14 protein-coding genes are annotated in these 19,016 nt (G+C 35.6%); 5 read left to right on the top strand and 9 right to left on the bottom strand.

What is annotated here, in order from left to right:
- Positions 1 to 368 precede the first annotated feature (368 nt).
- Positions 369 to 746, top strand: a complete 378-nt coding sequence (locus tag DL897_RS05225) for a group I truncated hemoglobin (protein WP_113658079.1) — start codon at positions 369 to 371, stop codon at positions 744 to 746.
- Between the two features lie 213 nt (positions 747 to 959).
- Here the strand turns inward: DL897_RS05225 and DL897_RS05220 are convergent, their stop codons facing one another.
- Positions 960 to 1,223: an iron-sulfur cluster biosynthesis family protein gene (locus tag DL897_RS05220; protein ID WP_113658078.1), complete on the bottom strand. Its 264-nt coding sequence runs from the start codon at positions 1,221 to 1,223 to the stop codon at positions 960 to 962.
- A 187-nt stretch (positions 1,224 to 1,410) separates the two neighbouring features.
- Between DL897_RS05220 and DL897_RS05215 the strand changes: the two genes are divergently transcribed.
- Positions 1,411 to 1,821 carry a VOC family protein gene (locus DL897_RS05215; RefSeq protein WP_113658077.1) on the top strand — a complete coding sequence of 137 codons (411 nt, stop codon included), beginning with the start codon at positions 1,411 to 1,413 and terminating at the stop codon, positions 1,819 to 1,821.
- A 751-nt stretch (positions 1,822 to 2,572) separates the two neighbouring features.
- Here DL897_RS05215 and DL897_RS05210 read toward each other — a convergent pair.
- The 8 genes from DL897_RS05210 to ahpC all read right to left on the bottom strand — a co-directional run bounded on the left by DL897_RS05210 (position 2,573) and on the right by ahpC (position 16,389).
- Positions 2,573 to 3,871, bottom strand: coding sequence for an MFS transporter (locus DL897_RS05210; RefSeq protein WP_113658076.1), 1,299 nt, complete (start codon positions 3,869 to 3,871; stop codon positions 2,573 to 2,575).
- On the bottom strand, positions 3,868 to 4,290 hold the full coding sequence (locus DL897_RS05205; RefSeq protein WP_113658075.1) for a MarR family winged helix-turn-helix transcriptional regulator: 423 nt from the start codon (positions 4,288 to 4,290) through the stop codon (positions 3,868 to 3,870). The genes DL897_RS05210 and DL897_RS05205 overlap by 4 nt, the downstream gene beginning before the upstream one ends.
- Positions 4,291 to 4,646: 356 nt before the next feature.
- Positions 4,647 to 6,296, bottom strand: a complete 1,650-nt coding sequence (locus DL897_RS05200; RefSeq protein WP_113658074.1) for an FAD-binding dehydrogenase — start codon at positions 6,294 to 6,296, stop codon at positions 4,647 to 4,649.
- Between the two features lie 108 nt (positions 6,297 to 6,404).
- Complete coding sequence (locus DL897_RS05195; RefSeq protein WP_113658073.1) at positions 6,405 to 6,656, bottom strand: hypothetical protein; 252 nt, start codon at positions 6,654 to 6,656, stop codon at positions 6,405 to 6,407.
- Positions 6,657 to 7,228: 572 nt separating this feature from the next.
- Entirely contained in the window at positions 7,229 to 10,870 is a 3,642-nt protein-coding gene (locus DL897_RS05190) for a DEAD/DEAH box helicase family protein (RefSeq protein ID WP_113658072.1), read from the bottom strand.
- Positions 10,870 to 13,911 carry an SAM domain-containing protein gene (locus DL897_RS05185; protein WP_113658071.1) on the bottom strand — a complete coding sequence of 1,014 codons (3,042 nt, stop codon included), beginning with the start codon at positions 13,909 to 13,911 and terminating at the stop codon, positions 10,870 to 10,872. The genes DL897_RS05190 and DL897_RS05185 overlap by 1 nt, the downstream gene beginning before the upstream one ends.
- Before the next feature lie 372 nt (positions 13,912 to 14,283).
- The gene (ahpF, locus tag DL897_RS05180) at positions 14,284 to 15,813 is read right to left on the bottom strand and encodes an alkyl hydroperoxide reductase subunit F (RefSeq protein ID WP_113658070.1); all 1,530 of its coding nucleotides are present in this window, start codon (positions 15,811 to 15,813) and stop codon (positions 14,284 to 14,286) included.
- A 12-nt stretch (positions 15,814 to 15,825) separates the two neighbouring features.
- Positions 15,826 to 16,389 carry an alkyl hydroperoxide reductase subunit C gene (gene ahpC, locus DL897_RS05175; protein ID WP_113658069.1) on the bottom strand — a complete coding sequence of 188 codons (564 nt, stop codon included), beginning with the start codon at positions 16,387 to 16,389 and terminating at the stop codon, positions 15,826 to 15,828.
- A gap of 1,046 nt (positions 16,390 to 17,435) precedes the next feature.
- Between ahpC and DL897_RS05170 the strand changes: the two genes are divergently transcribed.
- The 3 genes from DL897_RS05170 (at position 17,436) to DL897_RS05160 (ending at position 18,922) form a co-directional block, all read left to right on the top strand.
- Positions 17,436 to 17,894 carry a MarR family winged helix-turn-helix transcriptional regulator gene (locus tag DL897_RS05170; protein ID WP_113658068.1) on the top strand — a complete coding sequence of 153 codons (459 nt, stop codon included), beginning with the start codon at positions 17,436 to 17,438 and terminating at the stop codon, positions 17,892 to 17,894.
- A gap of 181 nt (positions 17,895 to 18,075) precedes the next feature.
- Positions 18,076 to 18,498, top strand: coding sequence for a hypothetical protein (locus DL897_RS05165; RefSeq protein WP_113658067.1), 423 nt, complete (start codon positions 18,076 to 18,078; stop codon positions 18,496 to 18,498).
- A gap of 109 nt (positions 18,499 to 18,607) precedes the next feature.
- Entirely contained in the window at positions 18,608 to 18,922 is a 315-nt protein-coding gene (locus DL897_RS05160; protein WP_113658066.1) for a metal-sulfur cluster assembly factor, read from the top strand.
- The last annotated feature ends 94 nt before the right edge of the window (positions 18,923 to 19,016 follow it).

Below are 19,016 nucleotides of genomic sequence, written 5' to 3'. Positions count from 1 at the left end.
GCTCCCCCAAAAAAAGAATCTAGGTTTTACTCGGATGCTGCATTATAACATACTATCATTATTAAAATAATAAAATTCAATTAATAAGGTATAAAAATACCCTTATATATTTTCATTATATTGATTCTAACATACAAACAATTGTTATTTCAATTTTTTTCATCTAATATCATAATTAGGTAGTATTTAAATCATAAGCTCTATTCTCAATACCTTATAACCCTATTTATATTCAATTAAGGGATGCTACTTTAAATTTTCAGTCATTAATTGGGGGTGAAAATAATTGACACTTCCTATATGATAGAGAGAAAACACTCTAATGACTATATAAGATTATCTTTGTAAGAAACAATAGGAGGAGAAAAATGACACGATCTTCGACAAAAGGAACCTTATTCAATCAGTTAGGCGGAATCTCTACGGTAGAAACGGTGGTCGCAGAATTTTATGATCGACTACTTGTAGATGATCAGCTAAGCCACCTCTTTGTAAATGTGGACTTAGATGTATTACAAAAACACTTTACTTCTTTCTTTGTCACTTTCTTTTTAAATGGACCTGCTTCTTATTCTGGAAAAACTTTACGCATGGCTCATAAAGGTTTACAAATTACTTCCGAAGAGTATAACATAGCACTCAAACATCTAAGGCGGGTTTTATTTAAATATAAAGTGTCTATTGAGATAGTCGCTAAGTTAGAAGCTAACTTACTCGCAGTAAAGCCACATATAGTCAATAAATAGTTTAGATTGTTATGTACCCCTACTATCTATTAAGGGTAAGTCATATATAAACTAAATATGTTTACATAAGAAATCATCTGCATTTATAAGTGCTATTCATAAAATGGATTGGTTTTTTCTTTATCTACTAATCCATTTTATGTCAATAATTGATAAAAGTGTCATAAGTAAATAAGATGATTACAAATATAGAAATTCTCTACTAAACATCTTCTATTCAATATCTCTTAACTCTAATCTTCCATTTTCAAATGATATATATAAGCGATGTAAATAACTAGCTACATCATCCCTATAGTAGATCGTCAAACCATTTTTTACTTTTACATAATCTCCATTTTTAAAGTGATCAAATATTAAATTAAAATTAGATAGTCCACATGTGCTGCTCTCATTATATCCAATTCGAATTCCACTTTTATTTCTCTTCTTCATTAGTTTTTTAAGAAATTCATTTGCCTCCGTGGAGATCTTCATTGAAAATCACCTCATATAATTCTATAGCAAAAACAAATACCAAAAAACCCCGAAAGAAAAACAGACGATGAATTTATCTTGAAAACTGGAGATACTACCAATTACAGAGTTAAACATGGAACATCCAATCTGAAGTTCTAATAAAGTGGGAGCCATTATATGATGAAAGGAAGCTGAATCAATTTTCATGAAAATTAATCCGTATATCCTTTTACCAGAGAATAGCGAGAAAGCAATGAATTTCTATAAAGAGGTTTTCGGTGGAAAAATCGTTACTCTTCAACGTTATCGAGACGTACCCGATATCCCTTGTAACGAAGAAGATAGGGATAAATTATTACATGGACATTTAGAATTAGGTGATCAAGATCAAGCTATTTATTTCTCAGATATGCTTCAAAACAATGCAATTACTTTTGGAAATCAAATAAGTCTTACTTTAATGCTAACATCAGTGGATATGATAGAGAAAGTGTTTCATGACTTATCTCAAGATGGCAAAGTCTTAATGCCTCTTCAAGACACATTTTGGGGAGCAAAATATGGTAAGCTGATCGATCAATTCGGGATTTATTGGGACTTAAACTGTCCGTTATAGACAATTAACAAAGATTTACCTAATGATTAGAAAACCGTAAATGAAATATTTAAGTTGAAACAAATATCTTCGAGGAAATGAAATAGGGTGTGTAGGACAAACCCCGAAAGTATCCTATTCTACCAACTACTCTTAAATAAATGGTATATAACAGCTTATTTTATAAAGGCAAAAAATCAATGTGTATTTTGATAAATTGAACTTGACATAATTATTTTATATGTTAAAGTGGAAATGCGTAACAGGCAGGAACGAAGGTTATAAACCCTCATAACCACCCATTTAGGGTGGTTTCTTACTTTCCTCTTAAAAAAGTTTATTTTGAACACCACCACCTTCGCTAATTTCTAAGAGGTAGGGATTTGGCAACTGATTCTTCTTCTTAATCTTCGTTTTAGTTGTATAGCTTTGCTTTTCTCATTAATGATATCGTTCTAAGAGCTATTGGCTTATCCCTTGACATATTTACTTAAAAACCTTCTACTTGAAACGAAAATTTCTTAAACCTATACTACTTTCATGACAATAAAAAGCTCCCATATTCATGTCATGGGAACCTTTCTTGATCAATACATTTCACTTTATTAAACAGAGGCTACCTTCTTAATCAGCCGTTCATCGCTTCCCCACTCACTCCCGATAAAGATTCGGCGCAAAAGTCGATCCTACACAAAAACGATTCGTGACTTCCTCTAGGTATGATCTGGACTTTCAATCGAATAATGCAACATGCTGTAAACAAATATCACTATTAGACTGACCCCATCTTCTTCTGCAGCTGGTTTTGTTTTTTAATATGCGCTTCTGGTAAAAAAACACTGAGCATTCCCGCAATAATTAGTAGAGCAATCGATATCGAGAAGGATAGTTGGTAACTGCGCGACCAGTCAAACAATAAACCTGGAAGATAAGAGCCGAGAGCAGAACCGATTTGATGACTAAAAAAAAGCCAGCCAGTGATTAAGCCGATCGGCTGCTTTTCAAAATAAGTAGAAATCAATTTAATTGTGGGAGCAACTGTAGCAAAATCTACCAATCCAAAGGAAAACGAGAATAGATATAATAAAATAGGGTAGTGCAAGAAAATGGCTAATAGCTGGAGATTACTAGATAATATAAGAAGAAAAGCAATCGTTAACGCTCGAACAAAATAAAGTAAAGAAAGAAATAATCGATTACTATATCGATCAGCAATGACACCAGAGATTAATGTTCCAATTACGTTAAAAGCAGCTAAGCTACTTACAGCAATACTAATTACTGTTGGAGAAAAACCACAATTCTGTGTAAAAGGGATAAGATGTGTATCCATAAGCCCTGTGGTCGTAAATCCACAAATAAAAAAGGGAATGATTAAAAACCAAAATTCTCTGCTTGTCAACACGCTTCGGTTGATCGTCTTTGCAACCGTGGATTGAACATCCCCTTTCTCCTCTATTTCTTGCTGTCCTAATGCTTTTAAACCCATCTTAGATGGTTCATCACGCAATAAGAAAAGTAAAATTGGAGTAATAACCAAAAGCAGAAAAATACCTAGAGACATGACTGTGTACTTCCAACCTATAATGTCAATCAATAAAATAGAACTAGGCACTAAAATCATCTGTCCAGCTCCAAAACCAGCCTCTACCAATCCTAAAGCAAATCCACGCTTCGTATGAAACCATTTGGTTATGGCTACAGAAGCAGTTAGACCCGAGGCTCCACCAAATCCCAATGAAGCAACAATTCCATAAATGATTAACAGCTGCCAAACTGACGTTGCAAAAAAGCTACCGATTGTTGATACACCTACAATAAACATACTGTATATAAATATCTTTCTAATCCCAAACCTGTCAATCAACTTACCAATTAATGGTTGTGAAATACCAAAGATAATATAACTAACGAAAGAAATTACCGAGATGGTTCCTCTACTTACCGAAAACTCTTTTTCCCACGGCTCAATAAAAGCACCAAATGAAAGACGAACACCTTGAGCAGCTAGCACTCCTATAAAAGAGACCGTTAAAACAATCCATGCATAATGGACTTTGCGAATTCTCATCTTTTTACATCTCCAATTTTTGCAAGGATAGCTTTTAACGTAACCATCTCTGTTTCAGTTAACTCAGATAATATTTCTTGATGACCCGCATTCATCGCATTAATTAATTGATTTTCTAGAGATTTCCCTTTTTCGGTTAGCATTATTTTATTTATACGCCGATCCTTCGCATCTGCATGTTTCTCAATCAGATTCTTTTGTACTAGACGATCAATAATTCCTGTCATCGTAGCACCGTCTAATTTCAAGCGAGTTCCCAATTCGGCAATATACTGTCCGTCCTTTTCCCACAAAATGAGCAACACAGCATATTGTACTGGTGTGATTTGAAATGCATTTAAGTGTTGTTTCGCGATTTGTTGCGATTTTTGATAAGCTTTCCCCAATAGGAAAGTTATGCAATGTTCGACTTTCCCCATTCTTCGAATCTCCCCTTTCTTTACAATATTTTAACACAAATAATTTTTATACAAAATACTTGTGTACAAATTATTTGTGTGTGTCCACTCTTTCTTTTTTCAATAATACAACAGAAGGAAGATTGATATATTCATTTCTATCATGTACCCTGAGATATCTTTCATTATTTACATATATTATCAAATGTCATCCCTACCTTTTGACTAGGTAGGGGTGACATGAGCAATCATATTTTTTCTAATCCTCAAATACTAATTGATAGACTCTTGCCCCAGATTCTGCCAAGTTAACTTTATAATTACCAATAACTAACTCTTTCTTAAGATATAATTTTAGAAGTTGCGTGCATGATTCCTTAAAGCTTCGTAAGGGCTCGACCTACTTGTCTTCCTGTAAAGAGACAACCACCAAGAAACGTCCCCTCTAAAGCTCGATAGCCATGCAAGCCTCCACCTCCAAATCCAGCCACTTCTCCTACTGCATAGAGCCCTGGAACTGGGTTTCCCATTGAATCAAGAACCCGTCCAGATAGATCCGTTTGCAGCCCTCCAAGCGTTTTCCGACTCACGATATGCAAACGAACGGCAATGAGCGGGCCATTCTTCCGGTCAAGAAATGGATGCGGAGTGGCTACTCTAATCAGTCGATCTCCTAGGTAGTGCCGTGCACCACGTAACGCAGTAATTTGTAAATCCTTATTAAATTTATTCTCCATTTCACGATCTCTCGCCATAATCTGTCGCTCTATATCCGAAAGCTTTATCAAAGGCTCACCTATCATTTTATTCATTCCAGCAACGAGTTCTGGCAGCGTATGTGCTACGACAAAATCCTCACCATGATCCAGAAAAGCCTGTACAGGATCTGGAATACCAGCAAAGGCTCGGGATAAGACCATGCGAATACTTTTACCCGTTAAATCCGGATTTTGTTCTGAACCGGACAGAGCAAACTCCTTTTCAATTATCTTTTTGGTTAAAATAAACCACGAATAATCATATCCCGTCTGTTGAATCGCTTTTAAGGTTCCTAAGGTATCAAAGCCGGGGAAATTGGGAGCAGGAAATCGCTGCCCTCTTGCATCAAACCAAAGGGATGAAGGACCTGGAAGAATACGGATTCCATGTTTTGCCCAAATGGGATTCCAATTCTTTATCCCCTCGGTGTAATGCCACATGCGGTCCCTGTTGACAATGCGTCCGCCTGCTCGCTCGGTAATGCTCAGCATGCGACCATCCACGTGCGCAGGAACACCAGAGAGCATTGTTTTTGGAGGTTTTCCTAATCGAGACGGCCAATTTGCTCTGACTAGTTCATGATTTCCGCCAATCCCTCCACTGGAAACCACAACCGCTTGTGCATGAAACTCAAAATCACCAATGACTTCCCGAGAGCTTTCTTCACCCCGTTTGGCCGAACTGGGAACAAGAATTGAGCCACGAACTCCAATAACTACACCATCATGTGTAATCAATTCATGAACCTGATGACGTGGACGATAGTCTACCAGTCCTGACTTCATCGCATTTCGAACCTTCCACTCAAATGGAGCCACGATTCCTGGACCTGTTCCCCATACGATGTGAAACCTTGGGACAGAGTTGCCATGCCCCTCTGCGAGATATCCACCACGTTCTGCCCAACCTACAATCGGAAAAAAGCGAACTCCTAATGAGCCTAACCATGCCCGCTTCTCCCCAGCAGCAAAGTCAACATACGCCTCTGCCCACTTCTTCCCCCAAGCATCTTCATCTCCTTCACGATCCCAACCAGCCGATCCCAACCAGTCTTGCCATGCTAGTTCTCGTGAATCCTTAATCCCCATCCTGCGCTGCTCTGGAGAATTTACAAGAAACAATCCGCCGAACGACCACCAAGCCTGCCCACCTAAAGAGGCTTCTGGCTCCTGATCTAAAAGCAACACTTTTTTCCCCGCCTCTGCCACTTCTGCAGTTGTGACCAGCCCTGATAAGCCAGCACCAACTACAATGACGTCAAATTCCAATGTGATGCCTCCTGATTTTTTATATTAAACTTCTTAAGTCATCCACTAAAATCAACCCATTCTTTTTCTCTATTCCAAATCTTATCTAAATTATTTTTGGTAGTTTTGCTAATAACTGAATCTCTTAGCCACTTCCATTTTATCCACTTCCCCTCTTCTCTTACATTGTATCAAAAACTTCGGCAGCTCTGGCGGATCTTGAGAAGCCACCATAATATTTGTGCCTTTATGTCTCATTTCCCATACAACTTCTACAAGTTCTGATACTAAATCTTCAATGTATTTATGTGCTTCATCAAACACAACTAGTCTATTAAGTTCTTGATCCTCGAGCTTTGCCTCAGAAAAAATCTGTAACATAACTACAAATAGTCCTAGTGCCTCGTCTTTTTCAATATATTTAACCTACCCAGCCGTAGGCCGTAGACTAGAGTCATTAATGCTATGTTTTAATGCATCCAACATTAAATTACCTCTTAATCGTTACTATTCTAGCCTTTGGTAAGTAATTCGACTCTTCCTTTTCAAGTCACAAAATTCAATATTTGCATTTGCTTATGATGTAGATATCGACGACAAAGGGAATGTCTAAGTCATCATGACTCTAAAAGCCGTTGGTTGTCCATTAATATAGAAACTACACAATCAAAAAGTCCCATCTGTTTATTAATTAATAGATTAGACGGATGGGACTTTGCTTATCAATAACTATAGTAGATTTTGATTTCGTATAACTCAAAACTTAGTATTCCCTTGCCAAAATACTTACCTCTAAAAGCACTTTCTAAATAGATGTAGATACTTCTTCTAATATATAGTTGAGCCTTACATTATTTTAAACATTCAATGACACCGAACCAGGTTCCATCCTTTATGACTCTCAACTATAACCTTGCATACAACATATAAGTAATTTAAATTGTCACTTTATGTTATATTTCAGCTAAAAGAAGTAAGTTTATCATATTTGTTTCTGTAGAAGCAAATAATTGGTTACGTTGAAACCGATTAGTAAACATTTGTTCTAAAGCATCACTTTGAAAGGTAATAAAGGGTATCTTTTGATAATCTGAGGTAATTGGTGTAACAGAAGACACATCGGTAAAAGATTGAACCAGACCACGCAAGACATCTAAATAATTTTCCTCAAGATTTTGAGGTGTTTTCTTTTTAGTTAACTGTTCAACCATTGTAAAAGCAAGGATCGGAAAAGCGACATACCTTTGCTGACCAAAAAGCTCCTCCCGAAACACATTAGCTAATTTACCTTGTTGCCTTTGTTCATAGTCAAGTAAATCATAAATTCGATTTAGTTTTTTCTTAAGGTCATCTGAAAGATCTGTATTTTTTACTTGTTTTATTTTTTGTTTCAACTCTAGGTTACTCTGACGATCAGAAACAGAAAAAGATGCTCTTTGACTAAACTCTTTTTGTATACGGAAAATAATCATGCCATTGACAAAAAAATACGAATGAAAAGGTTGAAAATCAAGCAGATTGGCCAAATTATATTTTGCACAATCTACAAATCTTTGAAATATATTATCTGGCTCATACCCTGTTCGATAGATCTCATCGTTTGTCTGCACTTGAATAGTACCGAATACACGCTCCAGTTCCTCTGTTAATTCACGTAATAAGTCAAATCTCCCTTTTCTTGCAAGTTCTTTTTTTGATAGTCTGATAATCTCTGCTACATCTTGGATTATGCTATTCTGGATAGGGGTAATTCCCTTCCCCCCCAATGGAACAAGACTAAATGAATTTCTCCCAATCTTAGACTCACCAAACATTCGGCTAACTAAACAAGCTCGAACAAGTGTTAAAAAGGATAGCAAGTGAATTAATGTTCGATCTTTCTGTCCTTGTTCAGTTTTTAGATCATATACATAGGAATCTACAACAAAAAATTCAATCATTTTTTCCTTGCCATGATCCCATTCTTTATGCCCTCTCATCCGATAGTAAACTTGTACCTGTTCTACCAATTCCCTTTCCAAGCGAAAGGTTTGTAGAACTGCTAAAATTTTGGTTGCATTAGGAAAGGAAATGCCTCGTGACGCAGAACTGGTCATAAATACACATTGTACTTGATCAGTTACCTTCAATGCTGTTAGCCGTTCTTTTGGTGTAAGTTGTGAAGTGATAGTCATATACTGTTCATATTCTTGTGGTTCTTTCCCATTTTCTTGAATATATCGTTCAATAAACATTTGTTTTAATTTTTCAATCCGATGGATATTTTGTACATAGACAATGATTTGCTCTTGTTGCGCTCCACTAATGTGAGTAAAAATTTTTTCCAAAATTATTGCATCATGCTTATCCTCTATCCTTTTTTCATTCTCTATTCGCTTGTTTGATGATTTTTTTGTTTGCTCTTTATCCAATCGAATTCCTTGTACCCCAATATGATAAGAAAGTTTTAATTTACTAGCTGGATAAGAATTTGCATTTACAAACCAACCTTTAAGTGATGTTCCGTTACATACAGATATAGAGATTTCCTTGCTTTCCAATGATTTTATGTCTTGTTCACCTTGAGTTATATATACCTTTGGATAATCAAATGATTCTCGACTCTCCAAACTTTGCTGAATAATTGTTTCGTTAGTGATAGAAGCATCAGCGATAATTAATTTTACATTCCACTTCGCTCTACGCTGTGAATCTAGCTCTTGATAAATATCTTTGAATAAAAACTTTTTCAATAACTGATATAGGTATGCTCCCTCATCTGTTCCTGTGATTTCATCAATCATAATCCAACAAACCGGATATCTTTCTACAAACTGGTCAAATGCATCTAGGTTGATGCTAATATCTGTCTCTGCTCGCTTTTTTACAAAAGGAAACATTCGATAAATATGCTCCATGGTATTACTTTTTCGCCTTGTTCTTTTCAGTGCTTGAATAGAAAACGTCCCTATCACTTTATTAATCCTTGGATTGTTTATCTGTTCGCAAATCCCTTCAGATAACCGCTGTAACACTCCCGGTCGCGCTTGATAAAGCTCTCTAAATTCATTATCACCTGCATTATAAAAAGGTGTTGATCCTGCTTCAAAATCTCGATCCCGAAATTTTTTAAGATAGGTAATTTTCCCATTTTTAGGAAGTCGATCCCAGTCATTGATTACTACGTTGACTACATGTACTGTTTGACCATTTATTTTTTCTTCATCTGTATATGTGGTATTTAATACAACTAGGTCATCCGAAAACAAACGATTTTCTTTGCTAAACTTATCTAAAATATCGTCATTAACTGCACGTCGGCAGCTTGTATAAAGAAAAAAAAATTTCTCGTGTTTTTTCAATTCATCACTAATTGCCGTTGTTTTTCCAATCCCAGGATTCCCCGTTAAAAAAAGAATTTTTTGCTCAGGGTTATTTAAACCTTTTTTTACTTCTTCGGCATGAGTATCTCGAAACGTTAGACCTGCATCATTTTTATCTGCTGTACCTTGAAACCCCTCAATATAGTCTGAGATCATATAGTTCCCTTCTACATGCTCCATAAATTCTGATAGTTCATCTTTATTTATTGCTGTATTATGTAGAATATTATTACGCAATAATCTCTTAACATCTTTTGGAATCTCCATGTAATCCAAATCCGACCACTGAATATCTTTTCGGTATGTCTCAAAACATTTATACAGTAAATCTCCTTTTTCTGTCTGCTGCCAATGACTCTGGGGCAGTGAAAAATTGATTAAAGAGTAATCATAATCGACCTGCGCCATGATCGAAACATAAAATTCCTTCACTGGAACATCTCTTTTAGAAATAAATTGCAAAAATGAATAAGCGTAAGAGCTTGCTTGCACTATTTTTAACAAACTCTTATCCCTAATCATACCAGCATATTTTATTAATATTTCATCCAATTGGATATCTTCTATATTAGGCATTTCTATTGACATATGTCGAAACTTTGTCTTAGCTCCTAGTTCACCTCTAATTTGTAATAACTTTTGTAAAAGTTGATATGGCTCCTCAACATCGACTAAGTGGTGTAGATACAAACTATTATCAGTTACCAATAAAAAATAGCGTCTCCTTGCCTTCAATAAAATAATGCTATCGGCTTTCAAAAAATTTCCTTTCTGCTGATAAGAATCGATCTCTGAAGGTTTCATATCGTATTTGAATGCTTCAGCAACCTCCTGAGTGATTACCTCATGGCTTTTTTTTTGATTTAGGCCTCGATTTAATGGATCACTGGTATTAATTTGGAGGTAAATAACCTCTGGTCGCATTCCTATAGACTTTACATAATTTTGTACCATCTGTTGACCGGCAAAAAATGCAAAGAAAAATATCCGGCAAATATTTCGACGAACTCTCTCTATCATCACTTGGTCTGTAATGGAGTGTTTTCGGCAAAAGGAAATAATAAGTGCAGATACGTTTTGGTCATTACGAGCAAGCCATTTTTTTATACGATTTATTTTCTCATCCTTGATTGAGATCTGTCGCTTAGATTTTAATTGTACCAATCCTGAAAACAACCCAATATTATAGCCGTATTCATAAACATAACCATAATCGTTTTTATAGTTTTCCATTATACTTTCTCCTTCTTATCAAAAACTTTACTATGCAAATAGGAAAAATAAGCAAGCTGATTATTCTTTATCACTCTATCTCCCCATGGAACTTCAATCACCGATCGTCTTGCTACACCATCATTTCCTATTAACCTCTTATATGGATCTACTACGATGGTCATTTGGTTCTTTTTATCTGCTTCAAAACGAACTGTATGCAAGAGCAATAGTGCACGAATAAGATCTGCTTTGATACCCTCTGGATTAATAAGACCTGTTTGAATCGCATTATTTAATACTTCGTCTTTATAAATACGGTTCCATGTTTGATAGGTAATCAGACTATGATAAACAAAAGGATTATTTTTCCTTGGTAAGCTATTCCCACTATACAGTTGTAAAATCGGAACCAGGCCTTCATGATCTTGATAAAGATTTTTCTGGATATCGCTAGTATCTTCGATAAAGAGTGCGTTTTTTTGATAGTTTCCTTTTCGCATATCATGAACACTTTTGACATGATAATGAATGGGATATAGTCGAAAATCCTCAGCAGGCAACAACGAGGTCAATAATTCTTCATTCATAAAATAGAGTTCCTTTTGATCCTCTTTTTTATTAAGAAATGTACTGGTATAGGGCGCTTTAGCTACAAACAAAACATGTCTAAAACCATCCTGATACAACCGATGCATCATATCTTCCAGTACAGGTGATCGCTTAAAAATGGTTTCATCATTATGATCAAAGAAAGTCCATAATCGTTTAAAAACACTTAAGTTATTCTGACTGTAAATTCCATATACTTCACCAAAAATCCCTGTACGATACTGTTTGTCACGATGGTCTTTTGAAGTATCTGTTTTATGAGAGGTAATTGTAACGATAGCGATTTTATCTTTTTGAATTGGATTCTCTAATTGGAATTGTTTACGGATATTAGCATACATTGACCAGCTCGTATTATCATTTTTCACATTATCATTCTTTGTTCCCAATACAAATCCTTGTGAACCAGCTGGATGGCTCATCCCAAATAGAAATTCTAATTCCTTACAAAATCTACGAATAAGCGTATCCATTGAGGTGTAACCCTCACTATAGTATTCATGAATATGCCATAGTCCAAGGAAAAAATATTGGTTTTCTTTTGATAATTGCTTAGTATAAGCCAATAAGAATAGATAAACTATCAATCGATAGACAAATAAAAATAGAAAACGGTTAATTTGTTGCTTATGATCATTTGTAAATAATTTGGGTGGATAAGGTATATAGATTTTTTGCAGAGCTTGATTTTCTCTTAAAATCTCTTCAGATTTTTGACTTAACATACTAGAATCACGCTTTACACTCGGCAAAAACATTACTGTCATTGTTTGGTCCTTTTTACTAACTCTATTTTCCAAGCTGATCTTTTCTTGTCCAGAGTGAGCATATATAAATCGATTACTAAACTCGATGCGATATTCAAAACTAAATAAACTTTTTTCTTTCATTGGGTCTTTGGTTAAGATTGTGTATTTATAATTATGTGTATTTAGTTCTTTTCGTAAAATACGATCTCGATTTGCTTTCAGCAACTGATCATCCAAAATACTTTTAAAAAAAGTCATCCATCGTGTATAGACTTTTATTTGTTTTTGATTATTTATTTTATTTAAATTAGTATTTAAACTATCACGTAGCATTTGACTGATCTGCCTTAAGTTTGATTTTAATCGATCAATTTCATCTTGATGCTTTTCATAGAAATTTTCTGCTAGGTCTTTAAAACGCTTATGAACTTCTTCTTGACTTGAACTACCATGAAAGGAAGTAATATAATCTAAATCCCGTATTAATTCTGAAATAGGATCATAATTGTCATCATCTAAGTACAACAAAAAGTACTTCAAAATAATAAGATCACGTATAGAGTACCAAAATTGATCTCGCATTTTTCTTGGGGATTCAAAATAATCTTTCTTCCCACCCTCTTCAGCTAGCTCCTTTAGCTTATCAATCTGATAAACAAAAGATTCTTTTTGCGCCTTTTGTACCATCCCGTTTAACTTTAGGCTCATCCCATATTGTTCAATGCTTTTCCCTTCACTATTTGTCCCCATCATCATTTGTGATAATTCGCCTATAATTGGTAAACAATCAAATACTTGTTCATGACGAACAGCATTTAAAAAATCACGGGATTTGCCCAGTATGTCAATTGGTTCATATTCAGCTTCAAGCACAAATTTTGTACATATATCCTCAAAATGTTCATATCGTTTTAAATAATTTTTAAGCATTAAAAATTCATTTTGATATTTCTTAATAACTTTTTTATCCATCCCATCAAGAATATAATCTAGATACAAAAAGCTAGCACAACGCTTGATTGTAGCAAAACGATTCTCTTCAATGAAATGTTGTATAGAATCAACCAAATATGCTTCCGAACGAATTTGCTCTTCGATATCCTCTTTTTCCTCTTCAGATAGATCATGGTGATGATTAACATATCGAACCATTGATTCTTTTAAGTCATCTAATAGTCTATCAGTTTGGAAACTGATCTTCAGATCATCTGAGCGTAAAATTTTTTGCTGCCTCATCTGCTTTACAGTGGTTTCATATGCCAATTTACCAAATATCAATTGCTTTTGTTCTCGTTTCAAAGTTAGAAAAGGAGAAGTTTTCCCATTATTTAGTATAGCAAGAGGGTCACTAATTGGTTTGATTCCTGCTGATCGCATCTTTTCTTTCATTAGATCCATAAGCTTTAGCAAAATACGATGCTCTTTTTGCTTATCTTTAAAATTTAGTGTAACAAAATTATTGAAGATAGCTGACTCATCCATTTGCATCTCAGCCAAAAACTCTGTTGACATTTTTGGTTTCATTTCTTTGGCAATCTCAATGCATTTTTCAATCAAATTGGCCGCAAAGTATACACTTCCATCTTCCTCTGAACGAATCTTAACATCAAGTAACGGTATTGTTTTCTTGATTGGATCATACAGTACTTCATAACTCACAGGACTAAACACATTTTTTTTATCAATTATCTCATTTGACATTATGCAAACCTCCATTAATAAAATACTGTTAATTAAATTTAGTATTAATAGTATAAATTGAGGCAAAATATATTTAACTCTTTCTATAATAGCACAAAATCTCCAACCAAACATAATAACTAACTATTCCGACTATAACATCTATTTCCAGTGATATGGAGACTACAATCGAAAAGTATCCTTCATTTCATTGATACAACGGAGAGAGTTTCGCTTTATAGGCGTAACTTTTACTATTTTTCAAATTCCATATTAATATCCAAAAAACACAGAAAGTCGCTTTACTATGAAACAAATAGTAAAGCGACTTTCGGAAATTGAAGATATAGTCTGTAAAACTATTATATCAGTAGTCTTACTTATGCTCTTTCCTTAATTTCGAATGAGATAATCGAATGCACCTAAGGCTGCTGTAGCACCTGATCCCATCGAAATAATGATCTGCTTATACGCACTATCCGTACAGTCACCTGCAGCAAACACTCCAGGGATGTTCGTAGCGCCATGTTTATCGACAATGATCTCACCGAAGCGGGTACGTTCAACGGTTTCACTTAGCCAGTCGGTATTTGGTACAAGTCCGATCTGAACAAATACACCCTGCAGTTCAATGTGATGTTCTTCCTCTGTCTCACGATCCATGTAGGTAATACCATTTACTTTGTCAGTACCGGTAATTTCTTTTGTTTGAACGTTTTTGAGGACAGTGACATTAGGGAGACTATAAAGGCGTTCCTGTAGGACAGAATCAGCTTTCAACTCTGGCATGAACTCAAGAACTGTTACATGTTTCACAATACCTGCAAGATCAATGGCCGCCTCAATACCAGAGTTACCACCGCCAATAACCGCTACATGCTTTCCTTCAAACAACGGACCATCACAATGAGGACAGTATGCTACACCTTTATTCTTGAACTCTGCTTCACCGGGTACACCGATATTACGCCAGCGTGCCCCAGTTGAAAGAATGACAGCTTTACTCTTTAGTACAGCGCCATTTTCTAGTTCAACTTCGATCAGGTCTTTCTTTTCTAAACGCTTGGCACGCTGTAAGTTCATTACATCAATACCATACTCTTTGACATGTTCTTCCAAACTTGCTACAAGCTTAGGACCTTCCGTATATTTCACACTGATAAAATTCTCAATGCCCATGGTGTCCATTACTTGACCGCCAAAGCGTTCAGCAACAATACCTGTACGTATACCTTTACGTGCCGCATAGATCGCTGCACTGGCACCAGCTGGTCCGCCTCCAACAACGAGAACATCGAATGGATCCTTATCAGCAAGCTCTGACGCATCGGGGCCGTTCCCCATCTTGGCGAGGATTTCCTCAAGGGTCATACGACCACTGCCGAAGGGTTCGCCATTTAGGAAGACAGTTGGCACAGCCATGACTTCTTTGCTTTCAACTTCTTCTTTGAAAGCTGCACCGTCAATCATGGTATGTGTAATGCCAGGATTGAGAATGCTCATTAAGTTTAGTGCCTGCACAACATCCGGACAGTTGTGGCAGCTTAAGCTGATATAGGATTCAAAATGATATTCGCCCTTCACGCTTTTAATCTGATCAATGACCTTCTGATCAACTTTTGGAGCTCTTCCACTAACCTGTAGTAGAGCCAACACAAGTGAAGTAAATTCGTGTCCCAGAGGAACACCAGCAAAGGTTACTCCAGTGTCTTCGCCGATACGATTCACACTAAAGCTCGGAGTTCTCTCTAATTGTGTATTTTCCACTTTAATATGAGATGACATGGTAGCCAATTCATCTACTAGAGACAGCATGTCACGGGATACGTTATCGGAGCCTGCGCTGACTTTTAGAAGTATATCACCTTCCATTAATTGAAGGTATTGAGCTAGTTGTGCTTTTATATCTGCATCCAGTTTCATCGGTCATGCTCCTTAAATTTTTCCTACAAGATCTAGGCTTGGCTTAAGTGTTGCAGCTCCTTCTTCCCATTTTGCTGGGCAAACTTCACCTGGGTTATTGCGAACATATTGTGCAGCCTTGATTTTGCTCACAACCGTGTTTGCATCACGGCCGATACCGCCTGCATTAATTTCAACAGCTTGAATGATACCGTCTGGATCGATGATGAAAGTACCACGATCAGCTAGACCTTCTTCTTCGTTTAACACTTCGAAGTTGCGAGAGAGCTTTTGAGATGGGTCACCAATCATAATATATTCAATTTTGCTAATCGCTTCTGAGTGATCATGCCATGCCTTATGTGTAAAATGCGTATCTGTAGAAACGGAGTATACTTCAACCCCAAGTTCTTTCAGAGTTGCATATTGATTTTGCAGGTCTTCAAGTTCAGTAGGGCAAACGAATGTAAAATCTGCAGGATAAAAGCAAACTACACTCCATTTACCTTTAAAATTAGCTTCGGTAACTTCGATAAACTCGCCATTATGGTAAGCATGTGCTTTGAATGGTTTTACTTCAGTACCAATTAGAGACATAATTAAATTCCTCCTAAGTATTTTATAACATTTATTTATATATAATAATTATAATCTAGTCATTATTATTACCTAGAAATTCTTCGCTGTCAAGCGTAAATAAAAATCTTGTATAATCGTTTTATTCTAAATTGCTTTCTGATGAAATTATTGTTTCTATGGTTGAGAATCAACGAGTTAATATAAAAGATGAGATGGTCCTTGAGATTAATAAAGAAAGGTTATGAACTAAACCAATAGATATTATGATAATGATCTCTAATCGCCAATAAAGTTTTCCCACAATCATCTTTATTTAATTTAACGATATTTTTATACAGATTTATTGACTAAATCATATTTTCAATAAGATTTTAATTCCAATTCTTAAGTTTCGATATTTAATGATAGCCGTGCTTTTCTTTTTCATTCTTTTCTCTCATGGTTTGATTTACAAAGGAAGGACCATTTTATAGACAAAGCGATACAAGAAGAGATCATGGAAGTCTTTGAGGAAGTCAATGACCCTGAGTTGAATATCGATATCGTGAACCAAGGGCTTGTTTTATAGCATTAGATATTGATAATGATGGAAATGTTAAGGTCACCATGACACTGACGGTCATCGGGTGTGCATGGATGGAAGCCACAATCAATATGTCCCCTCTTTTGTGTCGAGAAAAATGATTAACAGAGGGGACTTTGTTTTTTACTAGACAGATATCTAATCAAACTTCATATTCCAGCAAAGCTAACTTTGATAAATTCAAAATATTATTACTCATCAAGTGTTTAGTCAAGACTCATAACAGCATTTTCATCTCCCATTCACTTTTGTTTTGCAAAGCACGTCATAAATCCGTATAATTTATGATATATTATCTTGATAATTAAGATAATTAACTCTATAATTAAAATATATTCTTAACCAATTCTGAGGGTGTTAAAGTCATTGTCAGTTCTTGGGAAATAAAAATTCTAGCAGATTAAGATTATGTCAATAGGATGAGATGGATTTTTTTAGCTCATTTATCTTAGTAACTAAGAAAATTAGGAGGTAAAATAATTTGCTGAACCGAAATCCTGGCCATGAACTAAGTCTACGCGTTGTTCTCTTTCATCAGGCCCTTGCTGATCGATTAGGAATAAATATTACTGATCATAAGTGTTTAGGGATTCTACACGAAGAGGGGGCTATTCCAGCAGGGAGGCTTGCTGAATTAACGGGTCTTACTACAGGAGCTATAACAGCTGTTATTGATCGACTAGAAAGAGCGGGTTTTGTTTGTCGAGAAAAAGATCCCAAAGATCGACGTCGAGTAATCATCCAACCTAACATGGAAAAGGCTAAGAATGAAATTCAACCACTCATGGAACCGATGATACAAGAAATGAGCCAGTTAATGTCTAGTTTCAATCAACAGGAACTAGAAGCCATTTCTAGATACATCGATAAAACAATTCATATTCTCGAACAAGCAGCAAGTAAGCTGCAAAAAGCAAAGAACACAAGTCGGGATAAATAATACAACGTTCACAATTGTAAGGAAATTAATAGAGAGGAGGAATTCACTTATGTGACTAAAACCAATACGACATCATATGCTTTCGTCATTATCTTTATTTGGTCAATCTATATCATTTTTTTATTCTCATCTACTGTTAGTCTTACTATCCTTTATCCCATCAACAATGAGAGCCTTACAGATGCTAGATGAAGGTACACCTTTCATCTTAGAAGTGATTACTGAACTAACAAGAGTCGTATTATTTCTTTATATATTAGCATTCGGGAGAAAAATATCTTTACGATCGATATTTACTACAGATGTCTGGACATCACTCTCTCAAGATATGAAGAAAATCAAATGGCAAGAGCTTGCATGGCATCTAGTTTTTTTTGCGATCTTTGCAGCCATTATCAATGGTATTATCAGTTTGATTACCAGTGAGCCCATTGTACTTTCATTCATCGATTTAACCCATATTACTTCATTTGAGCCTGAAGAGGTAAAAAATGCCATATACTTTGTAATTAAAAATATGACTATCATTCCTTGGACCATAGTCTATATGGCATATATCTTCAAGTTGATCTATGTACGAAAGTCCCCGAAAACGAACATGTAAATTAGACTCTATTTAAATTCTGTGTGATTGACATTTCCCTCTTTCATTGTTCATCCCCCCCCCACTCATGGTACACTATTGATAAAGCATACAAAGGAGGAACAAATTCATGGACAAAGCAAAAATGCAAGAAGAGATCATGGAAGTCCTTGAAGAAGTGAATGATCCTGAACTCAACATTGACATTGTCAATCTAGGGCTTGTCTATGGTGTGGATATCGATGATGATGGAAATGTCAAAGTCACCATGACACTGACTGCGATCGGGTGTCCTTTAGCTGGAATGATTAATGGCCTTGTCAAAGATGCAGTGAGCAAAGTAGAAGGGGTCAAAGAAGTCGAAGTAGACATTGTTTGGAATCCACCTTGGGATAAAAGCCGTATGTCTCGCTATGCGAAGATTGCTTTAGGAATTCCAGATTAATCTTTTAAAGTCAAAAGCCCTATGCTTTGGTTTATCATCTGAGTCCAAAGACATAGGGCTTTTTATCAATTTAAATTCCAAATCCATTTATAAC

The sequence above is a fragment of the Thermoflavimicrobium daqui genome (assembly GCF_003313465.1).
Lineage (GTDB): Bacteria > Bacillota > Bacilli > Thermoactinomycetales > Thermoactinomycetaceae > Thermoflavimicrobium > Thermoflavimicrobium daqui.
Note: the sequence above shows the minus strand (reverse complement) of the source record. Positions and strands in the feature narration are given on the sequence as shown.

What these genes read in the sequence shown, in the direction of transcription:
- DL897_RS05225 (WP_113658079.1), top strand. Translation starts at nt 369, where the DNA reads ATGACACGATCTTCGACAAAAGGAACCTTATTCAATCAGTTAGGCGGA.
- DL897_RS05220 (WP_113658078.1), bottom strand. Translation starts at nt 1,223, where the DNA reads ATGAAGATCTCCACGGAGGCAAATGAATTTCTTAAAAAACTAATGAAG.
- DL897_RS05215 (WP_113658077.1), top strand. Translation starts at nt 1,411, where the DNA reads ATGAAAATTAATCCGTATATCCTTTTACCAGAGAATAGCGAGAAAGCA.
- DL897_RS05210 (WP_113658076.1), bottom strand. Translation starts at nt 3,871, where the DNA reads ATGAGAATTCGCAAAGTCCATTATGCATGGATTGTTTTAACGGTCTCT.
- DL897_RS05205 (WP_113658075.1), bottom strand. Translation starts at nt 4,290, where the DNA reads ATGGGGAAAGTCGAACATTGCATAACTTTCCTATTGGGGAAAGCTTAT.
- DL897_RS05195 (WP_113658073.1), bottom strand. Translation starts at nt 6,656, where the DNA reads ATGTTACAGATTTTTTCTGAGGCAAAGCTCGAGGATCAAGAACTTAAT.
- DL897_RS05190 (WP_113658072.1), bottom strand. Translation starts at nt 10,870, where the DNA reads ATGGAAAACTATAAAAACGATTATGGTTATGTTTATGAATACGGCTAT.
- DL897_RS05185 (WP_113658071.1), bottom strand. Translation starts at nt 13,911, where the DNA reads ATGTCAAATGAGATAATTGATAAAAAAAATGTGTTTAGTCCTGTGAGT.
- ahpF (WP_113658070.1), bottom strand. Translation starts at nt 15,813, where the DNA reads ATGAAACTGGATGCAGATATAAAAGCACAACTAGCTCAATACCTTCAA.
- ahpC (WP_113658069.1), bottom strand. Translation starts at nt 16,389, where the DNA reads ATGTCTCTAATTGGTACTGAAGTAAAACCATTCAAAGCACATGCTTAC.
- DL897_RS05165 (WP_113658067.1), top strand. Translation starts at nt 18,076, where the DNA reads ATGCTAGATGAAGGTACACCTTTCATCTTAGAAGTGATTACTGAACTA.
- DL897_RS05160 (WP_113658066.1), top strand. Translation starts at nt 18,608, where the DNA reads ATGGACAAAGCAAAAATGCAAGAAGAGATCATGGAAGTCCTTGAAGAA.